Origin of the sequence: Croceifilum oryzae, from assembly GCF_030814315.1 — a bacterium.
Taxonomy (GTDB): domain Bacteria; phylum Bacillota; class Bacilli; order Thermoactinomycetales; family Thermoactinomycetaceae; genus Baia; species Baia oryzae.
In genome coordinates this window covers 261,434-287,052 of the sequence record NZ_JAUSUV010000002.1, presented here as the reverse complement: position 1 = coordinate 287,052, position 25,619 = coordinate 261,434, and the positions used below count along the sequence as shown (strand labels likewise).

The following is a 25,619-nucleotide window of genomic DNA, read 5'->3' as shown; positions in this document are numbered from 1 at the left end:
AAAGCCGATCTCCTACAATCATATTGTTTGGGAGATCGGCTTTTTATGTTTGCAGGTATTATTTCTTTGATACAGGTGTTCGACTACCAGGCTTAACAGCGGGGGTTCCTTCTGCACAGAGAGGGCAATTCTCTGCTTCCCACGATTTGATTTCGATTGGCATGAGAGCACGATAAGGTACGGTGAAAGGTGTTTTCCCTTGGCTTCGATCGATGATGGAACCAATTCCGACTACATCGGCCCCCATCCCTTCTAGAAGCGTAACCACTTCTTGCACAGAGCCACCTGTGGTCACCACATCCTCTACTGCTAGAACGCGTTCCCCTTTTGCTACTTCAAATCCACGACGAAGTTCCATAACGCCTTCTTTTCGTTCGGCAAATAGACAGCGAACGCCTAAGGCTCGGGCTACTTCATGAGCGATCACAACTCCGCCAAGTGCAGGACCTACTACCACATCAATTTCTAGATCGCGGAACAGATTCGCAATAGCTTGTCCTGCTTGCTCAGCGTCTGCTGGGTGTTGGAGTAACTGAGCACATTGCATATATTGCCCACTATGTCGCCCTGAAGAAAGGAGAAAATGTCCCTCTTTTACGACTCCCGTACGTGTGAGTGCTTCAGACAAATTCCATGGTTTCATCTCATATTCCCCCTGGCATCTATGATTTCTTGTAGGATTTGATAGTATGCTTCTACTGGATCGAGTGCATGCGTTATCGCACGTCCAACTACTAGATGATCGGCTCCTGCCTGAATCGCCGCAGTCGGAGTGACAACCCGTTTTTGATCGTTTGCGGAAGCTCCTATCGGTCGAATCCCTGGTGTTACGGCTAAGAAAGAAGGCGCTGTCAAATCTTTAATCGCTCGCGCTTCTTGACCTGAACAGATCACTCCATCGGCTCCTGCTTGATGAGCAAGCTTCGCTGAGCGTAAAACCGCTTGCTCCATTGAACCGTTGATCCCAAGCTCGTCGTGTAACATTTCCTCATGGGTACTCGTCAGTTGTGTAACCGCTAGGAGGCGAGTCCGATATTCGGAAGAGGAAGCAAATTGCTCAGCGGATTCCCGAGCACGCTTCATCATCTCAGAGCCACCCATTGCATGAAGGGTTAAGAAGTCTACATCTAGTTTACTAATCGATTCTACTGCTTTGGCTACTGTGTTCGGGATATCATGTAGCTTCAAATCAAGAAAGATCGAGTATCCTTCTTGTTTTCGCTCATAGATCCAGCGCGGGCCTGTTGCGTAGAACAATTGGTAACCTACTTTGATCCAAGGTTTTTCTTCTCCTTGCCAATGGGCGAGGAACTTTTCTGCATCTTCTCCAGACGGTAGGTCTAGAGCAATCATCAATTGGCGACTTGCTTGATCCATAAATCGAAACCCCTTCCTATAAAATGGTACGAAATGCAGGTGCGGGTGTTTCAGGGCATAAAAAAATGCTTCTTGTCTTAGCTAGACAAGAAGCACAAGTGGACATATTCCACCTAATGATATATCCGTGCCCTTGCCAGCCTCTCTGGACTGGATTTAAAGGTTCTGCTATTCCTCAACTATTATGACTCAGTTTTTTGAGACTGTCAAACGGATATTTATAATAAGGAAGAGATTACATTTATGCCAACATCCATCGTAAGCGTCGTATTCATAAAGTCAATCAGGATTTTAGCACGCCGTTTTCGCTTATCTACCTTTTTGATGATGCTCTCTTTTCCTACTAAGGGTCCTGTTTTTACAGTTATACTGACTCCATCTACACAGATAGAAGAGAAATCAATACAGTTTCGATCTTCTGTCAGTTGAAGAATCAAGTTTATTTCTTCCTCTGGAATGGAGGAGAAATAGGAATCTTGCTCGGAAGTATCGGAGTAATACGAAGTCAACAATCGATGAATTTTAGGAACTTTCTTTAATTGGTGAAAAAGTTCTGTAGTCATCTCAGTTCGAATTAACACATAGCCAGGAAACATTTTTCTGTATACATGACTAATTCGCCCATTCTTTCTCTCTGGAAGCTTTCTCACGGGAACCATAGAAGTTAATTTGTTGGGATCAAAATTTCGATATAGGAAATTTTGGATATATTCTTCATAGCCTGTTTCCACAAAAAGCGCATACCATTTCATACTATTTCTCCTTGAAAAAAGATTGATTGACTGACAACGTGCCTAAAACCCGAAACAAGACATTTATACTATCACTAGCTCTTTCTTTCGTGACTGTTCATCTAAAGCAGAATTCCCTTCACTCATCCACCATGCTACAGCTTGAATTGTTTGGGCTTGGAACAAAGTAGATAGTGGGAAGTCCATATCAAATTCTTTTTGAATCTTCGCCACTAACTTCATTGCTTTTAAAGATTGTCCACCTAAATCAAAGAAGTTATCCTCGATTCCGACTCGGTCCACTCCCAATACTTCTTGCCAGATGGCAACCAGTCTTGTCTCCATTTCATTGGTAGGTCTCACATAACTGCGGGCTTGTACTAATGGCTCTGGAATTGGTAGCGCTTTCATTTTGACTAAGTAGGGTGGAATCATTTCAATATCTGCAATCAAGACTCCTGGATTGTTGGCTACTTGTTCCACGATCCCCGTAAAATGTTGCATGAAGCGCTCAATGATTTCTTTATCATACAAACCATCATGATATGTAATTGTAATATTGATTTCCTGACCACTTGAAACAGCAAACGAAAAGTCATAATGGTATTGATCATGATGCTTTTCAGGATGAAGCGTAAAGCCAATCCCCTGATCATCTTCTTGTTCCACATCCGCAGTTTCTAAAGATGTATTTTGGAAGTTTCTAAAATTATAGATCACTTCAAACAAATCCTGCTTCAAAGGTGTAAAATTCTGCACCTCTGATAAGGATGCATGTTCATATGGTTTAGAGTCAACATCCATTTTATGAACATTGCAAATCAAATCTGTAAACGTTTGCCCTTGATCTGTCTGAATCCGTACAGGTACTGTGTTAATAAACAATCCCAGAATCTGTTCTACACCTTCAATCTCCGGGGGTCTTCCGGAAATGACTGAGCCAAATACAACATCCTCTACCTGATTATATCGTTGTAGCACGATACCTAGAATCGATTGAATGACATGATTGAGGGTAACTCCAGCCTTTTTTGCTACGGACGATAATCGATCACTCAGGTCTCGATCAATCGTAAAATCTTGTTCCATCATCTCAGCCTTTTCCTCGACTGCACCCAGTTGGCTATCCTGTTTTTTGTAGACTACCGCCTTTTGCTCATACCCTTCTAAACGGGTTCTCCAGTAATCAAAAGCTGCCTCCATATCTTGATTCTCAATCCACTTGATATACTGACTATATGGGAATGGACGCTCTAACTTCACAGGCTTGTTATATAGCAATGATTCATAAATCGCACAGAAGTCCCCTATCAAAATATCTAGGCACCATCCATCCATTAAAATATGATGAAAGCTCCAAATCAGTTGATAGGAATCGGAATCCGTTTGGATAACTGTCATTCTCATAGGAAGCTCTTCTGATAATTGGAAGACCTTTTCCTTATCCTCTCTCCTTATTTGCTGAACATGTACTTCCTTCTCTTCTTCCGATAGATGAGTCATATCCATCCATTCCACACGAGCCTTCTGTTGCTTCCAAACCACTTGCAGGGGTCTAGCTAATTTTTCATGAATAAAAACAGTTCTCAGTATATGATGTCGATCCACTAGCATTTGAAAACTTTTTGAAAAGATAGCAGCCTTGATATTTCCATGTATAGCTAGGTTCATCTGCACAAAATAAGAACGTTCATCCAATAAAAAATGGTACAGTAGCCCCGTCTGCATGGGAGATAGGTAGTACATATCTTCTATATTGTTTTTATCGAACATATGTCTTGTTCACCTCTGTTCATGATGGATAGAAACTTCCGATGAAGAAATTCCTTCACCGGAAGCATTCGTTACGAATTAACGGCCTTTCCCTAGTACGGCAAACACGTCATCTAATTCATCCAATGACAATTCCGAGGATGTAAAATCACTTGGCGTTACCTCGATTTCTTTCTTTTCCATACAATGATTCATCACTTCGAGCAAGTATGTCTTATAGGAGTTAGCAATCGAAGTAATCGTCTCGTTCTTGTATTGTTTGGTGCTGTAGATGAATTGAATGCTAAGACTTCCATTTTCAATACTGCCTGTCACATCAATCGAGAATGGCTTTTCGGAATGGGAGCTAAACATTTGCCCTGTTGGTAGGGTCGAAAAGCCAAATGTTTCAGATGTTCGATCCTGATCAAACTGACCTAGATAGTTAAAGCTGATCTCTGGAAGCAGGTTCCATTCGAACTCCTCTTTGCTCATATAACGAATGATTCCATAGTCAACTCCCTTGTTCGGAATGTTTCGTAGCATCTCTTTGATAGTCTTCAATTGTAGAGGAAAATCTTCCGAATGATTCATATCCAAAATGACTGGATAAGCAGAAGTAAACCATCCGATTGTACGATTGATATCCATCCCATCCAAGATCTCTTCTCGGCCATGCCCCTCTAATTGAATGAGTACCTTGTTTTCTCCGGACCACTCTTGGAACGCTTGTCCTAACGCGATAAGCAATAGGTCATTGATTTCTGTTTTGTATGCCCTGTGCACTTTTTTCAATAGATTTTCGGTCTCTTCTTCACTAAGCTGAATCGACACGGCATCACTATCTGCCCATCGAGTCATCGTACTGCTGTGATCCTTAGGCAGTGGCTGAGTCGGTGTATGTTCGATGCCCTTCCAGTAATCCATTTGTTTCTGGATTTGATGACTGTCCGCATACTTCTTCAGCTCAGATGCCCACTCCTGATAGGAGTGAGTTTTCGGCTGGAAGGCTACTTCTTGACCTGACTCTACTTGCTTATATCCTTGGACAAAATCTTCAAAGAGAATCCGCCAAGAGATCCCATCTACAACCAAGTGATGAATGATCATTAAGAAGTGATCAGCTTCTTTTGTTTGAATGAGACCGAGGCGAACGAGCGGACCCTTTTCTAAATCAAGACTTCCGTTTAAACGCGTCGCTTCTTGCTCTACTTGATCATGTACATTCGCTTCTGACTCCATCCTCAAATCGACCACTTCTAGGGTGAAGTGTTCACCCTCTAGTCCTTGATTGATCTGCGTTACGGCTCCGTCCTCGAATCGATATCGCATTCGAAGTGCATCATGATGCTCCACGATTTTTTGGAACACTTGTTGAATGATTGCTGGATCTAGGCGGCCTTCATAACGTATCATCATCGTCTGGTTCCAATGATGTCTATCCGCAAAGTCTCGTTCAAAGAACCACTCTTGGATTGGACCCAGTCCAACTTCTCCTTGGACTAGCTCTTGTGAGATCTCCACTTTCTTCGCTTTTACGTAGTTGGATAGCTCTTGAATCGTTGGATGTTGAAGTAAATATTTCATTTCCAGCTTTAACGAATGCTGATTTAATCGTGCTGCCACCTGTACCGCTTTAATCGAATCTCCACCTAGCTCATAAAAACTTTGATCGATGCTAATGGGCTCGATGCCAAGTACTTCCTGCCAGATCGAGACGAGCTTCTCTTCGATTTCATTAGTAGGGGCTACATAGCTATGAGATGGTATCGATCGATCCGGTTTTGGTAGCATATTCCGGTCCACTTTTCCGTTTACCGTAAGAGGTAATGTTTCCATCTGAACGAAGTAGGAAGGAACCATGTAATCTGGTAGCAATCCTTTTACATATCTGCGTAGTTCCGCTATCTCCATTTCTTCGTCTACTGACACATATGCACAAAGGGACGCTTGACCTGACTCCTCTTGATAAACCGTCACATATGCTTCTTGGATCGCTTGGTGTGTGACCAATTGGCGTGCAATCTCACCAGGTTCAACTCGGTAGCCTCGAATTTTCACTTGATGATCGATTCGACCTATGAAAACGATATTTCCATCATCCAACATCTTCACGAGGTCGCCTGTCCGGTACAGCTTCTCTCCTGATACAAATGGATTGTCGATAAACTTCTCTGCTGTCAGCTCTGGATTATTTAAATAACCTCTTGCCAATCCATCCCCACCTACACACAACTCTCCCATGACTCCGATCGGTTGAAGTTGCAACTGAGAGTCCACCACATAAGCAGTCGAATTCGTAATCGGTCTTCCAATTGGGATGTTTTCGCTATGCTCTTCCTTGATTTCGTATACAGTCGAAAAGGTCGTATTTTCCGTCGGACCGTATCCATTGTAGATTTTGAGCCCAGCATATTTCCCTCTCACTTTGTTGATATGGCTTGGAGATAAAGCGTCTCCGCCTACCAGCAAGTGTCGTAATCCAGCAAAAATCTCTTCATTTTGCTCCACGAGCTGACAGAAGAATGGTGCAGTTAGCCACATCGTCGTAATCTGATATCTTTCAATCGCCGATTGTAACTCCTGAGGCGTAAGGAGCTGATCCTTATCGATTAAATATAGTTCTCCTCCATTTAACAACGACCCCCAGATTTCGAAAGTAGAGGCATCAAATACAATGGAACCTGTCTGCAGGATCCGATGCTTCTGACTGAAATCCAGATAGTTTGTATTTTTTACTAAGCGAATAATGGCTTGATGATCCACCATCACACCCTTTGGATTGCCCGTAGAACCAGAAGTATAGATCACATAAGCCAAATCGTTAGGACTTCCATCTAAATTCAACGGTTCGTTAGACCCTTGAGCCCATTGTTCAGGAGCGAGAGCTTCCACTTTTCTTCCTGTGGTCCTATTTGCTGTTAGATGACTTTGTGTAAGTAGGATCTGAACTCCACTATCTTCAAGCAGATAATCAATCCGTGCTTGCGGATACTCTCGATCAATCGGTAAGTAGGCTCCACCTGCTTTCAGAATTCCTAAAACGCCAACGATCATCTCTACCGAACGATCTACCATTAATCCAACGATCGTTTCTCGCCTTACTCCCTTCGCACGAAGAGTATGAGCGAGTTGATTAGATCGTTGATCTAACTCTTTATACGTAAGAGATTCTTCTTGGTATACCACTGCGATTTGCTCAGGCGTTTTCTCAGCCTGTTTTGTAAACAGCTCTACAATCGTTTGATCTTTGGGATACGCAACCCCTGTGTCGTTCAAGCTTTTGAGCGTCTCTTCTTCCTGTTTCGTAAGCAAAGTCAATCTCGCAATCTCACGCTCTGGATGTTGGCAAACTTGATCCATGAGATGAATCAAATGATCGACCATTCGCTCAATCGTTTCCTGTTTAAATAAACGGGTATCATATTCAAAGTTAAACCAGAGCTCGTCTCCTTCTTCAACCGCGCTTAGAGTGAGATCGAACTTCGCTACCTTATCTTCCTGTTCATAAGGTGAAAGCACGAGACCCTCTAGGGTAAGCTCTGCCAGATCCATGTTTTGCATCGCAAACATCGTATCAAAAAGAGGATTGCGACTCAGATCCCTCGGTATATTCAGCTTCTCCACCAGTTCTTCTAATGGATAATCCTGATGCTTAAACGCCTCTAGCGTATGCGACTTCACTTCTTGCAATAACTGATAGAATGTCTTCTCACCACTTAGATCGTTTCGTATCGCAAGTGTGTTTACAAACATCCCCATGATGTTTGCTAAGTCTGCATGAGGTCGGCCCGCAATCGGGGAACCCACGATGATATCTTCTTGGCCACTATATTTATGAAGGAATGTCGTATACATAGTCAGCAGTGTCATATACAAGGTCGTCTCTTGATCACGAGCAAGTTGTTTCAGTTTATGTGTCGCTTCCTCACCTAACTGGAACGCTACATTGGCACCTTCAAAGCTACGGATCAAAGGTCTTGGATAATCCGTTGGCAGATGAAGTACCGGAATCTCTCCAGCCATTACCTTAAGCCAATGCTTCTCTTGTTCTCTCATCCATTCTGATTCCTGCATCTCTTGTTGCCACACTGCGTAGTCCTTGTACTGAATGCGAAGCTCAGGAACCTCATCTCCTCGGTATAGTTGCATGAGTTCCTTAAAGAACAGATCTGTGGATACACCATCCGAAATAATATGATGCATGTCTAGTAACAACAAGGACTCCTCAGGAGCCAACTTCATCACAGTAGCCCGCAATAACGGAGCTTGATTTAAGTTGAACGGACGGACGAACTCTGCTACCATTTTCATTGCTTCATGCTCAGATGACTCCACTCGATTGATGGAGAAAGGAACTTCCGGTGCAATTCTCTGCCTCGGCTCCCCTTCGATCATGGCAAACGAGGTACGGAAAGATTCATGACGCTGGATCAGTTGACAGATGGATTCTTCCAATCGATCTATATCCAGATTCCCTTTGATACGCATAGGGATTGGCATGTTATAGCTAACCGAGTCTACATCCATTTGTTGAATTACATACATTCGTTTTTGAGCGGAAGAGACCGGATAGTACTCTCTTGATGGAGCGACTGGAATCGCAGCATAGATCGATTGGGACGCTTCTTGAATCCGTTGGGCCATCTCTTTCAAGATAGGTGCTTGAAACACTTCTTGAAGTCCAAAGTCTACTTCAAATTCTTTTTGCACTTTCGATACGAGTGTCATGCCCTTAAGCGAGTGCCCACCTAGATCAAAGAAATGATCTTCAATCCCGATTCGTTCCATTCCGAGTACTTCCCGCCAGATCGACACAAGTCTAATCTCCGTTTCAGTGGTAGGCGCTACATAACTCTCACTTCCAAACGTAGACAGATCTGGCTCTGGTAGTGACGCTTGATCCACCTTGCCATTGATCGTTAATGGAATTTCCTCCATGCTTACAAAAGCAACTGGAATCATATAGCTTGGTAAGTTTTGTGATAGATGGGATTTTAGTTCTTCGGCATTCCACTCTTGTTCACTCACGATATATGCACAAAGATAAGCTTGATGATGAGAATCCAATCGAGTTGTCACAACCGCTTCCTTAACAGATGGATGGGATAGAAGCTCAGACGTAATCTCACCCAACTCAATTCGATAACCACGAATTTTCACTTGATGATCGATTCGGCCCATAAAGACAATATTGCCATCGTTCAACATCTTCACGAGATCCCCTGTCCGGTATAGCTTCTCTCCCGGTACAAACGGATTATCGATAAATTTTTCTGCTGTCAGTTCGGGATTATGCAGATAGCCTCTTGCTAAGCTATCTCCCCCTACACAAAGCTCTCCTACTATGCCCATTGGCTGTAGCTGTTGATGTGAATTGAGCACATAGGTACGTACATTGTCGATCGGTTTTCCAATCGGGATATTCCCCATTTGTTCACTTACTACAAAGCTCGTTGTCACAACTGTGTTTTCAGTCGGACCGTAGTTGTTTATGACTTTGTAGCGTTGAGGAGTATATCGAGTCAATTTATCTCCACCAGTAAGCAAAATCCGTAGAGATTGGTTGTTTAACTCCATAAACTGCTCACAAAACTGCGTTGGTAAGAAGCTGATGGTAATCTGATTTTGCTCAAAGTATTGATTTAGCTCGTGTAAATCTAAGCGTATTTCTTCCGGAAGAATGTGGATCGCTGCTCCCGAGATCAAATACGGGAAAATCTCCCACACAGAAGCATCAAAACCAAAACTTGCAAACTTCGCACTACGATCTGCTTTAGTAATTCCAAACTCTCTCACATGCCAACAGGATAGATTTACGAGAGAACGATGTTCGACCATCACACCTTTCGGAGTCCCAGTAGAACCAGAAGTATAGATGACATAGGCTAGATCAGTAGGACTTCCTTCCACCTTTACCTTTTCATCGGATTCTTGAACCCACTGTTCAGGAGTGAGACATTCAATCTCTCTTTCTATCGATATGTTTTCTACTAGATGGCGTTGGGTAAGGAGGATTTGAGTTCCACTATCTTCAAGCATGTAGTTGATTCGTGCTTGTGGATACCCCTGATCAATCGGTAGGTAGGCTCCACCTGCTTTCAAGATTCCTAACGCACCTACGATCATTTCCACAGAATTCTCTACCATTAGCCCAACAATCGTCTCTCTATCCACTCCCTTGGCACGAAGCGTATGAGCAAGCTGATTGGATCGTCGATCTAATTCTTTATACGTAAGGGATTCCGCTTTGTACACCACCGCTATTTGCTCCGGTGTTTTCTCTACCTTTGCCTCAAATAGCTTTACAATCGTTTGATCCTTGTGATAAGAAACCGTTGTGTCATGAAAAGTGGCTAGTCTTTCTTCCCATTTCGTCAACAGGTTCAATCTCCCGATTTTTCGATCTGGATATTGACAAACTTGATCAATCAGCTGAAGAAAATGGTCGACCATGCGCTCGATCGTTTCCTCCTTAAAAAGATGAGTATCATACTCAAAAGCAAACAAGAGTCGTTCGCCTTCTTCGGCTGCACTTAGAGTTAAATCAAACTTCGCTATTTTACTTTCCTGTTCATAAGGTGAAAGTACCAGACCATCCAGTGTAAGGTCAGCCATCTCCATGTTTTGCATCGCAAACATCGTATCAAATAGAGGATTGCGACTCAGATCTCTTGAAATACTTAGCTTCTCCACCAGTTCTTCTAATGGATAGTCTTGATGCTGAAACGCTTCGAGCGTATTTCCCTTCACTTCCTGTAATAGCTGATGGAACGTCTTCTCACCACTTGGATAATTCCTCATCGCGAGTGTACTTACAAACATCCCCATGATGTTTTCTAAATCCGCATGAGGGCGACCCGCAATCGGTGAACCCACGATAATATCTTCTTGAGCGCTGTATTTATGAAGAAGTGTCGTGTATAGGGTTAACAATGTCATATACAGAGTCGTATCTTGGTTGAGAGAAATCTGTTTCAGCTTTTGTGTCGTTTCTTCATCTAATTGGAATTCCACATACGACCCCTCAAAGCTACGAGTAAGCGGTCGCGGATAGTCCGTTGGTAAATGAAGGACTGGTGTCTCCCCAGCCATCGTCTCAAGCCAATACTTCTCTTGCTCTTTCATCCACTCTGACTCCTGCATCTCTTGTTGCCACACTGCATAATCCTTGTACTGAAGTCGAAGCTCAGGAACCTCATTCCCTCGGTATAGTTGCATCAATTCCGTAAAGAGTAGATCGGTGGATACACCATCCGAAATAATATGGTGCATATCCAGTAATAACAAGGACTCTTCTGGAGCCAAGTGGATCACAGCAACACGTACTAACGGAGCCTGACTCAAGTTAAACGGGCGAATAAATTTCCCCACCCATTCCGTTGCTTCTTGTTCCGTTGACTCGAGCTGGGTAATCGAGAAAGATACTTCTGTTTCGATCTTCTGATGAAGTTTTCCTTCTATCATGACAAAGGAAGTACGGAAAGATTCATGACGCTCAATCAATCGACAAAATGCCTCTTCTAATCGCTTTACATCTAATTTTCCTTTCACTCTCATGAAAGTTGGGATATTATAGCTCGACGAATTTAGATCCATTTGTTGCATCACATACATCCGCTTCTGTGCAGACGAAACCGGATAATATTCTCTTGACTGAGCGACTGGAATCGCGGCATATACGGATTGCGATGCTCCTTGAATCCACTTTGCCATCTCTTTTAAAGTAGACGATTGAAATACTTGCTGTAAGCCAAAGTCTACTTCGAATGTTTTTTGTATCTTCGAAACCAGCATCATCGCCTTAAGCGAATGCCCACCTCGAGCAAAGAAGTGATCCTGGGTCCCGACTCGTTCCAGCCCTAGTACTTCTTGCCAGATGGAAACCAGTTTTCTCTCCGTTTCATTGGTCGGCGCTACATAACTCTCATTTAGATAGGTAGATAGATCGGGTGCAGGAAGGGCACGATAGTTGATCTTTCCATTTGGTGTCGTTGGAAGTTGATCCACCTCTACATAGAAAGCAGGAACCATGTAATCCGGAATCATTTTCCCTAGATACTCGCGCATACCAGAACTGACACTCTCTTCCTGTGGCACCAAATAGGCACAAAGATACACTTCCCCTTCATCATTTCTTGCGATGACCACTGCATCTTTCACAGCAGGATGAGTCAATAGACAGTTCGTGATCTCACCTAACTCAATTCGATATCCTCGAATTTTCACTTGATCGTCCATTCGTTCCATAAACTCAATCGTGCCATCGGACAACCACCTAGCACGATCGCCCGTTCGATACATCTTTGTTCCCGGAATAAATGGATTGTCCACAAATCTCTCTGCTGTCAGGTCCGGCCTCTTCCAATATCCGCGAGCAATTCCTTCGCCACCAATATAAATCTCACCCGACACTCCCATTGGTTGAAGCTTCCGATCTTCATTTAAAATATAGATCTGTTTGTTCACAATGGGCTTTCCAATCGACGGCTTCATTTCTCTAGGATTGCATCGACCGATCGAGGCATCTACAGTCGTTTCCGACGGACCGTAGGCATTTAAGAACGTTCGATTCACTCCCCATACGTCCACTACATCACTTGTAAGGACTTCGCCACCCGTACTAATCGTGTGAAGGAGAGGTAATTCTCCATGTGGTAGTTGCTTTAAAAAGGACACCGGGACAAAGTGAATAATGGTTATCTCTTTTCGCTTCAACCAGTCGATGAGATCCAAACCTGATAACATAGTCTCTCTACTTGGTATATAGAGGCTTGCCCCTGTCAACAAGGTGTAAAATATATCCCCCACTGAGGAGTCAAAGCTGATAGAAGCTAGCTGTAAGACTCGCTCTCCTGCCTTAATTCCATATGTTCCAGCATTTAATGATAGATTTATAACCGACTGATGTTCAATCATGATTCCTTTCGGTTTACCCGTTGAGCCGGAAGTATAGATGATATAAGCCAAATCAAGAGCTTGATTGATGGGTTCCAGCGTCATCGGTTCTCCATCGTAAATGGATGCTTCATCAATCAATAAAACTTCACCACGATATGTTTCTGGAGCTTTGATTCCTTGCTGAACCAACAGTAGCTTTACATCACAATCTACTAACATATAGTCGATTCGATCTTCAGGATAACTAGGATCAATCGGAAGATACGCTCCTCCTGCCTTTAAAACCCCAAAGACTCCCACTATCATTTCTAAAGACTTCTCTACCATAAGCCCGACAATTGATTCTCGGCCTACGCCATGAGCCCGAAGTACATGAGCTAACTGAGTAGCACGATGATCTAGCTCTTGATAGGTCAACTCTTCTTCTTCAAACACAACCGCAACCTGATCCGGGCATTTTCTTACCTGCTCTTCGAATAAATCGATAATCGTTTGATCCTTCGAAGATGGTATTTGGGTACCGGTTCCCTCCGTAAGCAACCATGTCTTTTCTTCTTCCGTAATCATTTCAATATCCGCAGTCAACATTTCTGGATTGATCGTTACTTGTTCCACAACACTCGTAAAATGTTGCATAAAACGCTCGATGATTTCTCGATCATACAAACTAGCGTTATATGTAATCAGAACCTTAATTTCCTGATCGCTCGCAGCAACAAAAGTAAAATCATAATTGGTTTGATCATGATCATGATGATCCTCCGAATGAAGAGTAAAACCAAGCTCTTCCTTTTTTTGATCATCTTCACTTGATGTTTGAATCGGTATGTTTTGAAAGATATAAAGCACTTCAAATAAATTTTGTTTCAATGGTGAATGAGCCTGTATCTCCGCTAAGGAAATATACTCAACCTGTTTCGATTCAATATCCATTTTATGAACTTTAGAAATCAAATCCGAAAACTTCTGCTCTGGATTCGCCTGAATTCGTACCGGAACCGTATTAATAAACAATCCCAGTATCTTCTCTACCCCATCAATTTCAGGTGGTCTTCCCGAAACGACCGAACCAAAGACAACATCTTGCACATTATTGTATCGTTGTAGCAAAACACCTAAGATTGATTGAATGACATGGTTGAGGGTCACTTGATACTTTTTCGCCATCGACAACAAACGCTGACTGATATCACTTTGAATCGTGAAGAGTTGTTCGAGTGTCTCCGCCTTTTGCTCTCCATCAACCAAATGATGATTCGTTTCACGGACTACTGCCTTTTGCTCATAATCTTGTAAGCGCTTTCTCCAGAAGTCTAGCGCTGCCTCGGAATCTTGACTCTCAATCCATTTAATATATTGACTATAAGGAAGAGAAGGTTCTAACTCCACTGGCTTGCGATGTAACAACGATTCATAAATGTTGAAAAAGTCTCCCATCAAAATATCTTTGCACCATCCATCTACCAAAATATGATGATAGCTCCAGATCAGTTGATACACATCAGAATGTGTTTGAATAACTGTCATCCTCATGAGTGGATCTTTTGATAAATGAAACCCTTTTTCTTTATCCCGTTGCCGTACCTGCTGTGTGTATACCCCTTTTTCCTCTTCTGATAAATGCGTAATATCGATCCATTCCATAGAGGCCTCGCGATGTTTTAGAACCACCTGCATCGGTCTAGCTACTTTCTTATGGATAAAAACAGTCCGTAATATACCATGATGGTCCATTAACCTCTGGAAACTTTCTGAGAAGATCGTTGGATCTACATGTCCTCTTAGGGTGAAATTCGTTTGGACCAAATAGGCATGTGTATCTTGTAAGGAGTGATACAACATACCCGTCTGCATAGGAGATAGGTAGTACATATCCTCTACATTGTTTTTATGAAACATTTCCCACTCACCTCTGATTGATGATTGATAAAACCCCCGATGAAGGAATTCCTCCATCGGAAGTTTCCATCTCGATGCAAATTCTTTATCCCAACTCCGCACTTAATTCTCCAAAGATATCATCCAACTCGTCCATCGATAGAGTCGAAGAGGTAAAATCACTTGGCGTTACCTCTACTTCTTCCTTTTCCATACAATGCTTCATCACTTCAAGCAAATGATTCTTATAAGAGTGAGCAATCGATGAGATCGTCTCTTTTGAATACTGCTGAGTGCTGTAGCTAAACTGGAGATGAAGCCTTCCATGCTCAATCAAGCCCGTTATATCAATCGGAAATAACTTATCTGAGCGGGAACTAAACATCTCCCCTACTGGCAGCTTAGAAAAGCCAAACGCTTCCGATGTTCGATCCTGATCAAACTGCCCCAAATAGTTAAAGCTAATCTCCGGAAGTAGGTTCCATTCGAGATCCTCTTTGCTCAGATAGCGAATGATTCCATAATCAATTCCTTTGTTAGGTATATTTCGTAGCATTTCTTTGGTTGTCTTCAATTGAAGAGAGAGATCTTTCGAATGCTTCATATCCAAAATGACTGGATAAGCCGAAGTAAACCATCCAACGGTGCGATTGATATCGATTCCTTCCAATATCTCTTCTCGGCCATGACCCTCTAGTTGAATGAGTATCTGGGTTTCTCCAGACCACTCTTGAATCGCTTGTCCCAGAGAAATAAGCAATAGGTCATTGATTTCGGTTTTGTAGGCTTGATGCACTTTTTTCAATAGATTTTCGGTCTGTACAGTATCCAGTTGAATGGATACTGTATCACTCTCTGCCCATCGATTCATCGTACCGCTAGCATCCTTTGGCAATAACTGAATTGCCGTATGTTCGATTCCTTTCCAGTAATCTATATGATTCTGGATTTTATGACTATCCGCATACTTCTTCAGCTCAGATGTCCACTCTTGGTAAGAATGAGTTTTAGGTTGGAATTTCACTTCCTGACCTGATAAAGCTTGCTGGTATCCTTGAACAAAATCTTCAAGGAGGATGCGCCATGAGACCCCATCTATAACTAAGTGGTGAATAACGATTAAGACATGATCTGCTTCTTTTGTCTGAATGATGCCTAAACGAACAAGTGGACCCTCTTCTAAGTCGAGACTTCCATTTAGACGTGTCGCTTCTTGCTGCACTCGATCATGTAAGCTATCCTCTGACCCCATCCTTAAATCAATCGATTCTAAGGTGAAGTGCCTGCTCCCTAACCCGTGATTGATCTGAGTTACCACTCCATCTTCAAATCGATATCTCATCCGAAGTGCATCATGATGATCCACTATTTTTTGGAATACCTGCTCCACGATATCTGGATCTAAACGACCTTCATGACGCATCATCATCGCTTGATTCCAATGATGTCGGTCCACAAAGTCTCTTTCAAAGAACCATTCTTGGATTGGGCTAAGGTTGACTTCTCCTTCAACTAGTCCTTGTGAAATCTCCACTTTCTTCGCTTTTACGTATTTGGCTAACTCTTGAATCGTTGGATGTTGAAGTAAGTGCTTTACCTCAAGCTTTAACGAATATGAATTCAATCGTGCGGCGATCTGTACAGCTTTAATGGAATCGCCACCTAGCTCATAAAAGCTTTGATTGATGCTGATCGGATCTACACCTAATACATCCTGCCAAACAGAGACTAGCTTCGCCTCTATATCATTGGTAGGTTCCAGAACGTTTTGGGATGGGGTGGATAGTTCTGGTTCTGGTAGTGACTGTAGATCTACCTTACCGTTAACGGTTAATGGAATCTCTTCCATTCGTACAAATGCAGCCGGAATCATATAGATAGGTACGTTTCGTGATAAATGGGACTTCAGATCTTCTGTCTGCCACTCCTGCTCGCTCACAATATACGCACAGAGATAAGCTTGATTCTTAGCATCCAGTCGATGTGCCACAACCGCTTCTTTCACAGCTGGATGAGATAAAAGCACAGAAGTAATTTCATCCAGTTCAATTCGATAACCACGAATTTTCACTTGATGATCTATCCGACCCATAAATGCAATATTTCCATCATCCAGCATCCTCACAAGATCCCCTGTACGGTACAGCTTCTCGCCCGGTACAAACGGACTATCGACAAACTTTTCCGCTGTCAGCTCGGGCTTATTTAGATACCCTCTAGCCAATCCTTCCCCACCTATACAAAGCTCTCCGATCACTCCAATTGGTTGAAGTTGTTGACATGAATTAAGGACATAAACACGGACGTTATCAATCGGCTTACCAATCGGAATATTCCCGGTTACCTCGTCAACTACAAAGCTCGTAGCAACTACTGTATTTTCCGTCGGACCATAGTTATTTACCAATGTATAGTCCCGCGGGATATATTTCGTCAGCTTATCACCTCCTGCATGGAGAATACGTAAAGACTGGTTATCTAGCTCCATAAACTGTTCGCCCAGTTGCGTAGGCAAGAAGCTGATCGTAATCCGATTTTGCTCAAAATATTGATTTAATCCGTACAAGTCCAAACGCATTTCATCTGGAATAATATGAATGGTTGCCCCTGCTACAAGATACGGGAAGGTTTCCCATACCGAAGCATCAAACCCAACACTAGCAAGCTTCGTACTATTGTCTTGTTCTGTGATTTCAAATTCCTGAACATGCCAACAGGATAGATTTACGAGAGAACGATGTTCGACCATCACACCTTTTGGCTTCCCTGTCGATCCAGAAGTATAGATGACATAGGCTAGGTCACTTGGACTTCCTTTCCAACTTACCGGTTCCTTAGATCCTTGATACCAGTATTCAGGGGTGAGAGATTCAATTTCTCTTTTCGTAGTTATGTTCTCTACTAGATGACTCTGGATTAATAGTAGATTCGTCCCACTATCTTCGATCATGTGGTCAATCCGCGCTTGTGGGTACTCTCGATCAATTGGCAGGTAAGCACCACCTGCTTTCAAGATTCCTAAAGCACCTACTATCATTTCTATAGAATTCTCTACCATTAAGCCAACAATCGTTTCTCTACCTACTCCCTTCGCACGAAGCGTATGAGCAAGCTGATTGGAGCGTCGATCTAATTCTTTATACGTAAGAGATTCTGCTTTGTACACCACCGCGATTTGCTCAGGCGTTTTCTCTACCTGTGCTTCAAACAGCTCTACAATCGTTTGATTCGTTGGATACGAAGCCCTCGTATCATTCCATCTTTCGAGGATCTCTTCTTCTTGCTTGGTCACCAAAGCCAGCTCTGCAATCTCTCGCTCTGGATCTTGACACACTTGATCTATGAGATGAAGAAAATGACTCACCATTCGCTCAATCGTTTCACGCTTAAATAGATGGGTATCGTACTCAAGGTTAAGACAGAGTCCGTCTCCTTCTTCTGCTGCGCTCAGAGTGAGATCAAACTTCGATCCTTTATACTCCTGCTCATACGGCGTAAGCGTGAGATCACCTAGAATCAAATCGGTCATATCTGTGTTCTGCATCGCAAACATCGTATCAAACAGAGGATTTCGGCTCAGATCCCTCGATATATTCAGCTTCTCCACCAGTTTTTCGAATGGATAGTCCTGATGCTTCAACCCTTCTAACATATGTTCTTTTACTTCTTGTAATAGCTGAGAGAATGTCTTATCACTACTCGGATAACTTCTCAGCGCCAGTGTGTTTACAAACATCCCCATGATATTCTCTAAGTCCGCATGAGGTCGTCCCGCAATCGGCGAACCTACGATGATATCTTCCTGAGCACTATATTTATGAAGAAACGTTGTGTATAGAGTGAGCAGTGTCATATATAGGGTCGTATCGTGATCACGAGAAAGTTGTTTCAGTTTGTACGTCGCTTCCGCATTTAACTGAAACACGACATGCGAACCTTCCAAGCTACGGGTAAGCGGTCTCGGATAATCGGTTGGTAGATGAAGTACCGGAATCTCTCCTGTCATGGTCTTTAGCCAATACTTCTCCTGTTCACCCATCCATTCTGATTCCTGTATCTCTTGTTGCCACACTGCATAATCTTTGTACTGAATCCGAAGCGCAGGTACCTCTTCCCCTCGGTATAGTTGCATGAGTTCTGTAAAGAAGAGATCGGTGGATACACCATCCGAAATAACATGGTGCATGTCCAATAACAGCAAGGACTCTTCCGAATCGATCTGGATCATAGCAGCACGTAGTAACGGGGCCTCGTTTAAATGAAACGGCCGAACAAATTCTTCCACTAATCTCTTTGCCTCTTGCTCCGTTGACTTCATTCGAGCAATAGAGAAAGAAACTTCTGGCGCAATGATTTGCTGCGCTTCCCCTTCGATCATCGCAAAAGAAGTACGGAATGATTCGTGACGCTTGATCAACTGACAAATAGCCTCTTCTAACCGATCTACGTCCAGATCTCCCTTGATCCGCATGGTGATCGGCATGTTATAGCTAACCGAATCTAAGTCCGTCTGCTGAATCGCATACATTCTCTTTTGCACAGACGAAACCGGATAGTATTCTCTCGACTGAGTAACTGGAATCTCGGCATAAATCGATTGGGATGCCTCTCGAATCCGCTTTGCCATCTCTTTTAATGTAGATGTTTGAAATACTTCTTGTAGTCCAAAGTCAACTTCAAATTCTTTTTGGATCTTGGAGACTAATCGCATCGCCTTTAGCGAATGCCCACCTAGATCAAAGAAGTGATCCCGGGTCCCGACTCGTCCTATTCCCAATACTTCTTGCCAGATAGAAGCAAGTCGTACCTCTGTTTCATTGGTTGGCTTCACATAATGATAGACTTGTCCCGAAAGATCTGGTTTTGGTAGCCGATTTCGATCTATCTTTCCATTTACAGTAAGTGGTAATACCTCCATTTGGACAAAATATGCAGGAATCATGTGACTTGGCAGTTGAGCCTTTAGATATTCCCTCCAAACGGTTATATCCCCGCTACCTACGATATACGCAACCAATTGTTTATCACCTGGTTGGTCTTCTCGAACGATCACTACAGCCTCTTTTACAGTTGCATGTGTGTTTAAAGCAGATTCAATCTCTCCCAGTTCAATTCGGAAGCCCCGAATCTTCACCTGATGATCAATTCGTCCCAGATAATCCAGATTCCCATCGGCCAAGTATCTCGCTAAATCGCCTGTCCGATATAATCGTGCTTCGAGATCATGGCTAAATGGATGCGGAAGGAAACGTTCTGCCGTCAATTCAGGTCTGTTTAGATATCCGCGCGCAAGTCCTGCTCCTCCAATATAGAGTTCGCCTACTACACCCATCGGCACAGGTTGTCCATAAGCATCTAGCACATATACTTCTAAATCAGGAATTCGTTTTCCGATGTTACTTCTGGAAGAATACTGTGTATCCTCTTTTGTAATCGGATGGTACGTAACATGGACCGTCGTTTCGGTAATGCCGTACATGTTAACCAGCTGAGGTTTCTGATCCCCATATCTCTCAAACCATGGTAGTAAACTAGTAGGCTCCAGAGCTTCTCCACCAAAGATGACATAGCGTAGGTAGAGACTTTGCTTCTCATCCTCTTGTTCACATACTTGAATCAACTGACGGAACGCGGATGGTGTCTGATTGAGAACCGTAACCTGCTCTTCTATTAACAATTGATAGAAATCCTTTGGTGATCGGCTGATCCAGTACGGAACTACGACCAGTTTTCCTCCATAAAGCAGAGCACCCCAGATTTCCCACACCGAAAAGTCAAACGCATAAGAATGAAACAAGGTCCATGTATCTCTCTCGTCAAACTGATACCAATGCTCCGTTGACTTCATCAAACGAATGACATTATGATGTTCGACCATCACACCCTTTGGATTTCCTGTCGATCCTGAGGTATAGATCACATAAGCCAGATGATTCGGGCTTACCTTTATCATGAGGTTTTCTGTACTTTCTTTCTCAATCTCCACTTGATCCCGGTCTAGGCAAACGGATTGGATACTCTCTGGTAACCATTTCGATTCTGATAGACTTTTTTGTGTAACGACTAATTGAATGTTCGCATCCTCTAACATATACTGAAGCCGTTTCTCTGGGTACATTGGATCAAGTGGAATATACGCTCCTCCAGCCTTCAAAATCCCCAAAACTCCGATCATCATCTCGAGAGAACGCTCAACGCATAAGCCTACTAGAGACTCCGAGCCAACTCCTTGCTTCTGAAGATAGCGAGCCAATTGGTTAGCTCTCTGATTTAGTTCACGGTATGTGATCTGTTTCTTTTCATAGACAACCGCAACATTGTCAGGATATTTTACTACCTGCTCTTCAAATAAACCCACAATCGTTTGATCGTTTGGATACAAGACCGTTGTTTCATTCAAACTCTGTAGTGTCTCTTGTTCCTGACTCGTCACTAAGGTCAGTTCCGCGATCGCCTTTTCTGGATCTTGGCATACTTGAGTAGCGAGGTGACTCAAATGACTTGCCATCCGCTCAATCGTTTCCCGCTCAAATAGATTGACATCATATTCAAAGTTAAACCACAATCGATCCCCTTTTTCTGCGGCATCCAAGGTGAGATCAAACTTCGAAACATGATACTCATACTCATAAGGAGAAAGGGTAAGACCATCCAAGGTAATCTCGGACATATCCAGATTTTGCATCGCAAATAAGGTATCAAACAGCGGATTCCGACTTAGATCCCTGGGGACATTCAACTTATCTACCAGTTCTTCCAATGGATAATCTTGATATTTAAATGCTTCCAATACATTTTCTTTTACTTCTTGTAGGAATTGATCAAATGATTTTGTACCAGCCGGATAACTTCTCATCGCCAATGTATTGACAAACATTCCCATGACATTTTCTACGTCTGGATGAGGTCGACCGGCAGTGATCGAACCTACGATGATATCTTCTTGCGTACTATATTTATGAAGCAACGTTGTGTATAAAGCGAGCAATGTCATATACAACGTCGTATCTTGACTACGAGCCAGCTGCTTTAGCTTTTGTGTCAATTCCTCATGTAAGTAGAATTCTACATTCGATCCTTCGAAGCTACGCGTGAGTGGTCTTGGATAGTCAGTAGGCAGATTCAGGACCGGTATTTCACCATCCATCGCACTTAGCCAATACTTCTCTTGCTTCTTCATCCATTCCGATCCTTGAAGCTCTTGTTGCCAGACTGCGTAATCCTTATATTGAACCGGAATCTCTGGCAATGTCTCTCCTCGATCCAGTTTCTTCATTTCTTCAAAGAAAAGACTCGTCGAGACACCATCTGAAATAATATGGTGCATATCTAGTAGTAACAAAGACTCTTCCGAAGTAAGTGTCACCACGGTAGAGCGAAAGAGCGGAGCTTGACTTAAATCAAATGGGCGCGTAAATTCATCCACAATCCTCTTAGCATCCTGATGAGTTGCTTCCACTCGAGTAATCGAGAAAGGAACTTCTGATGCAATCATCTGCCGCGGTTCCCCTTCGATCATGACAAAGGACGTACGGAAAGATGCATGCCGCTGAATTAACTGACGGAATAAATGCTCCAACCGATCGATATCCAGCTTTCCTTTGACACGTATGAAGTTTGGCATGTTATAGCCCACTGAATGTAGATCCATTTGTTGAATCATATACATTCGTTTTTGTTCCGAAGAAACTGGATAATACTCCCTAGACTCCGCAACCGGAATCGATGCATAGACGGATTGCGTTGCCTCTTGAATAAGACTTGCCATCTCTTTTACAACAGGTGCTTGAAACACTTCTTGTAAACTAAATTCTACTTCAAATTCTCGCTGTATCTTAGAGACTAGCGTCATCGCCTTCAGAGAATGTCCACCTCGATCAAAGAAGTGATCCTGGGTCCCTACTTGCTTCAGTCCCAAGACTTCTCGCCAAATGGAAACCAGTTTCGCCTCGGTTTCATTAGTAGGCTCCACATAATGGTGAGACTGGATCGCTTGATCCGGCTCAGGCAATGCTCTTCGATCCACTTTTCCATTCAACGTAAGTGGTAATAGATCCATCTCTACAAAATGCGAGGGAACCATGTAATCAGGTAATAATTCTCTTGCATATCTACGTATCTCAGGCACTCCCACCTCGCCATTTGTTACATAGTACGCGCAGAGATACTGCTTCCCTGAATCCTCTTGATGAACCATCACATACGCTTCTTTTATGGCTTCATGTGTAACCAATTGCTGCGCAATCTCACCCGGCTCCACTCGATAACCACGGATTTTCACTTGATGATCGATCCGACCCATGAAGACGATATTGCCATCTTCCAGCATCTTCACGAGATCCCCTGTCCGGTACAGCTTCTCACCTGGTACAAATGGATGATCCATAAACTTCTCTGCTGTCAACTCTGGATTATGTAGATAGCCCCTAGCCAATCCGTCTCCACCTACACACAGTTCGCCCATCACACCAATCGGTTGAAGCTTCATTTGAGAACTCATCACATAAGCCGTAGAATTGGCAATCGGCTTGCCGATTGGGATATTTTCACTATGTTCTTTTGTAATTTCATATACAGTCGAAAAGGTCGTATTTTCCGTCGGCCCGTACCCATTGTAGATTCTTAGCTGAGCGTATCTTCTCTTCACTTTGTTGATATGCTCCGGAGATAAAGCATCTCCTCCTACCAACAAGTGCTTCAATCCTGCAAAAATCTCTTCATCTTGTTCAACCAACTGACAGAAGAATGGAGCAGTCAGCCACATCGTTGTAATCTGATATCGTTCAATCGCCGCTTTTAATTCATGAGGAGTAAGTATTTGATCTTTATCGATCAAGTACAACTCACCTCCATTTAACAGCGAACCCCAGATCTCAAAGGTAGATGCATCAAACACAATTGAGCCCGTTTGCAAAATCCGATGCTTCTGGCTGAAATCAAGATAGTTTGTGTTTTGTACTAATCGAACGACTGCCCGATGACCAACTATCACACCTTTGGGATTTCCGGTAGAACCAGAAGTATAGATCACATACGCTACATTTTCTGCAGTTACTTCACTTATCGGTGCAAGTTTGCTCTCCTGCGAAATGATTTCTTGATCACGATCGAAACAAATCATGTCCACTTTCTCTGAAATCCAGCCGAGTTTCACTTCCTTCTCTGTAATCATGATCCCAATATCTGCGTCTTCCAACATATATGAGAGTCTGTTTTCCGGGTAAGAAAGATCAAGTGGTACATAGGCCCCGCCTGCTTTTAAAATCCCTAAGATCCCAATCATCATCTCTGGAGAACGCTCCATGTATAGACCTACTAGAGACTCTGGCCCAATTCCACGCTTTTGCAAATAGTGAGCCAGTTGATTTGCTTTTTCATCCAATTCGCGATAAGTGAGCTGTTGTTCTTTATAGACAACTGCTATATCCTCTGGTACGCACTTTACCTGCTTCTCAAACAGTTCATGAATGGTACTTTCTCGCGGATACTCTGTTTGAGTACGATTCCAGTCCTCCAATAATTGCCTTTGTTCCGACTCAGGCACCAAACATACTTCCGAAATAAGACCATCTGGATGATCCAAAAAAGAACGAACCAATTGGTCAAAATAGGTAGTAAACCTCTTTACTGTATGTACATCCAACACATCATGGTTATATTCAAAGTGGCAACAAATGCGCTCCATCTCTTCTTCAACGTGAAGAGAAAGGTTAAATTTTGGATTTTGTTTCACTATTTTGATGGTTTCAAATGGTAAGCCATGCACATCAAACAAATTAGTAGCATTTCCAAGAACAATCGCCCCATCTTGTTTCCAGGCCTTTTGCAATACAAAGACCGTCTGAAAAATAGGATGATGACTATTATCTTGAGTCGATACACATTCTTCCACCATCTGGGCAAAGGGAAAGTCTTGGTATTGTAGACACTCATCCATTTCTTCACGTACACGATGCAAGAGATCTCGGAAAGAATCTTTTTTAGAAAGCTGAATTTGAATGGGTAGCATGTTGACAAAATAACCAGCTGTCATCCGAAAATCTTTCTTTTTTCGTCCAAAACGCGGAGTCCCGATTACGATATGTTCCTGCCCAGTCAATCTAGATAGCAAAGCCGAATAAAGAGAAAACAGGACCGTATTGACTGTAGAATGATGCTTTTGACAAAAATCACGTAACTCCCGTGTCGTTTCTTCATGTAACGAAAATGAAAATTCACTACCTTGTTCTGGTAGCTTAGTAGGAGATTTCGGATTCGTTGGTAAACTTAATATAGGAAGCTCGTCCGAGAGTTTCTTTTTCCAAAAACGAGTCGCTTCTTCCCTCTGTTCTCCTAGAACAACATCCTTTTGCCAAGCAACAAAATCGGAATATTGGGTCATTACCGGATTTAGGCGTAACTCAGATCCTTCACAAAAATGTTTATAAAACAACCCAACTTCATCCAGCATAAGCGAAAGAGTCCAACCATCCAACACAATATGATGACAAACAAAGTGTAGGATATACTTCTCATCTGAAATACGAAGCACACGAACTCTAAAAGCTACACCTTCTTCTAAAACAAATGGCCTACGAGCTTCTGACGAAAAATAATTTCGCAGAAACACATCATCTGCATCCTCCATATCCAAACACTCAAAATCGAAAATAGGTTCCCGATAAACCTTTTGTACAGGTTCTTGTTCTAAAACAAAAATAGATCGAAAAACTTCATGCCTCTTCATGAATTCAATAAAAGAACGGCGTAAGTTTTCGACATCAACTCTTGTATGTATATACCAAGCAAATGGTTCGTTGTATGTAGATTGATCAGAGTTCACATGATAATGAATAAAGATTAACTTCTGACCTTCTGATAAAGGATATTCCTTTATGAAATCTTTGTTAGACAATCTAATTACCCCCCTAGATTAAAAGCCTACCTATTTTTTGGGAGGCTACATTCAAGTCGTAATCTCTGTATTAAATTTATAAAATT

General features: G+C 42.7%; 6 protein-coding genes. All 6 read right to left on the bottom strand.

What is annotated here, in order from left to right:
- Positions 1-58: 58 nt before the first annotated feature.
- Entirely contained in the window at positions 59-643 is a 585-nt protein-coding gene (gene pyrE / locus J2Z48_RS03010) for an orotate phosphoribosyltransferase (RefSeq protein ID WP_307250883.1), read from the bottom strand.
- Positions 640-1,377, bottom strand: a complete 738-nt coding sequence (gene pyrF, locus J2Z48_RS03005; protein ID WP_307250881.1) for an orotidine-5'-phosphate decarboxylase — start codon at positions 1,375-1,377, stop codon at positions 640-642. Before pyrF ends, pyrE begins: the two co-directional genes overlap by 4 nt.
- Positions 1,378-1,595: 218 nt before the next feature.
- A complete protein-coding gene (gene loaP / locus J2Z48_RS03000) occupies positions 1,596-2,129 on the bottom strand; it encodes an antiterminator LoaP (RefSeq protein WP_307250880.1) in 534 nt (177 codons plus the stop codon).
- 63 nt (positions 2,130-2,192) lie between these two features.
- On the bottom strand, positions 2,193-3,881 hold the full coding sequence (locus J2Z48_RS02995; protein WP_307250878.1) for a condensation domain-containing protein: 1,689 nt from the start codon (positions 3,879-3,881) through the stop codon (positions 2,193-2,195).
- A gap of 78 nt (positions 3,882-3,959) precedes the next feature.
- On the bottom strand, positions 3,960-14,660 hold the full coding sequence (locus J2Z48_RS02990) for a non-ribosomal peptide synthetase (protein WP_307250876.1): 10,701 nt from the start codon (positions 14,658-14,660) through the stop codon (positions 3,960-3,962).
- Between the two features lie 85 nt (positions 14,661-14,745).
- Entirely contained in the window at positions 14,746-25,533 is a 10,788-nt protein-coding gene (locus J2Z48_RS02985; protein WP_307250873.1) for a non-ribosomal peptide synthetase, read from the bottom strand.
- Positions 25,534-25,619 lie beyond the last annotated feature (86 nt).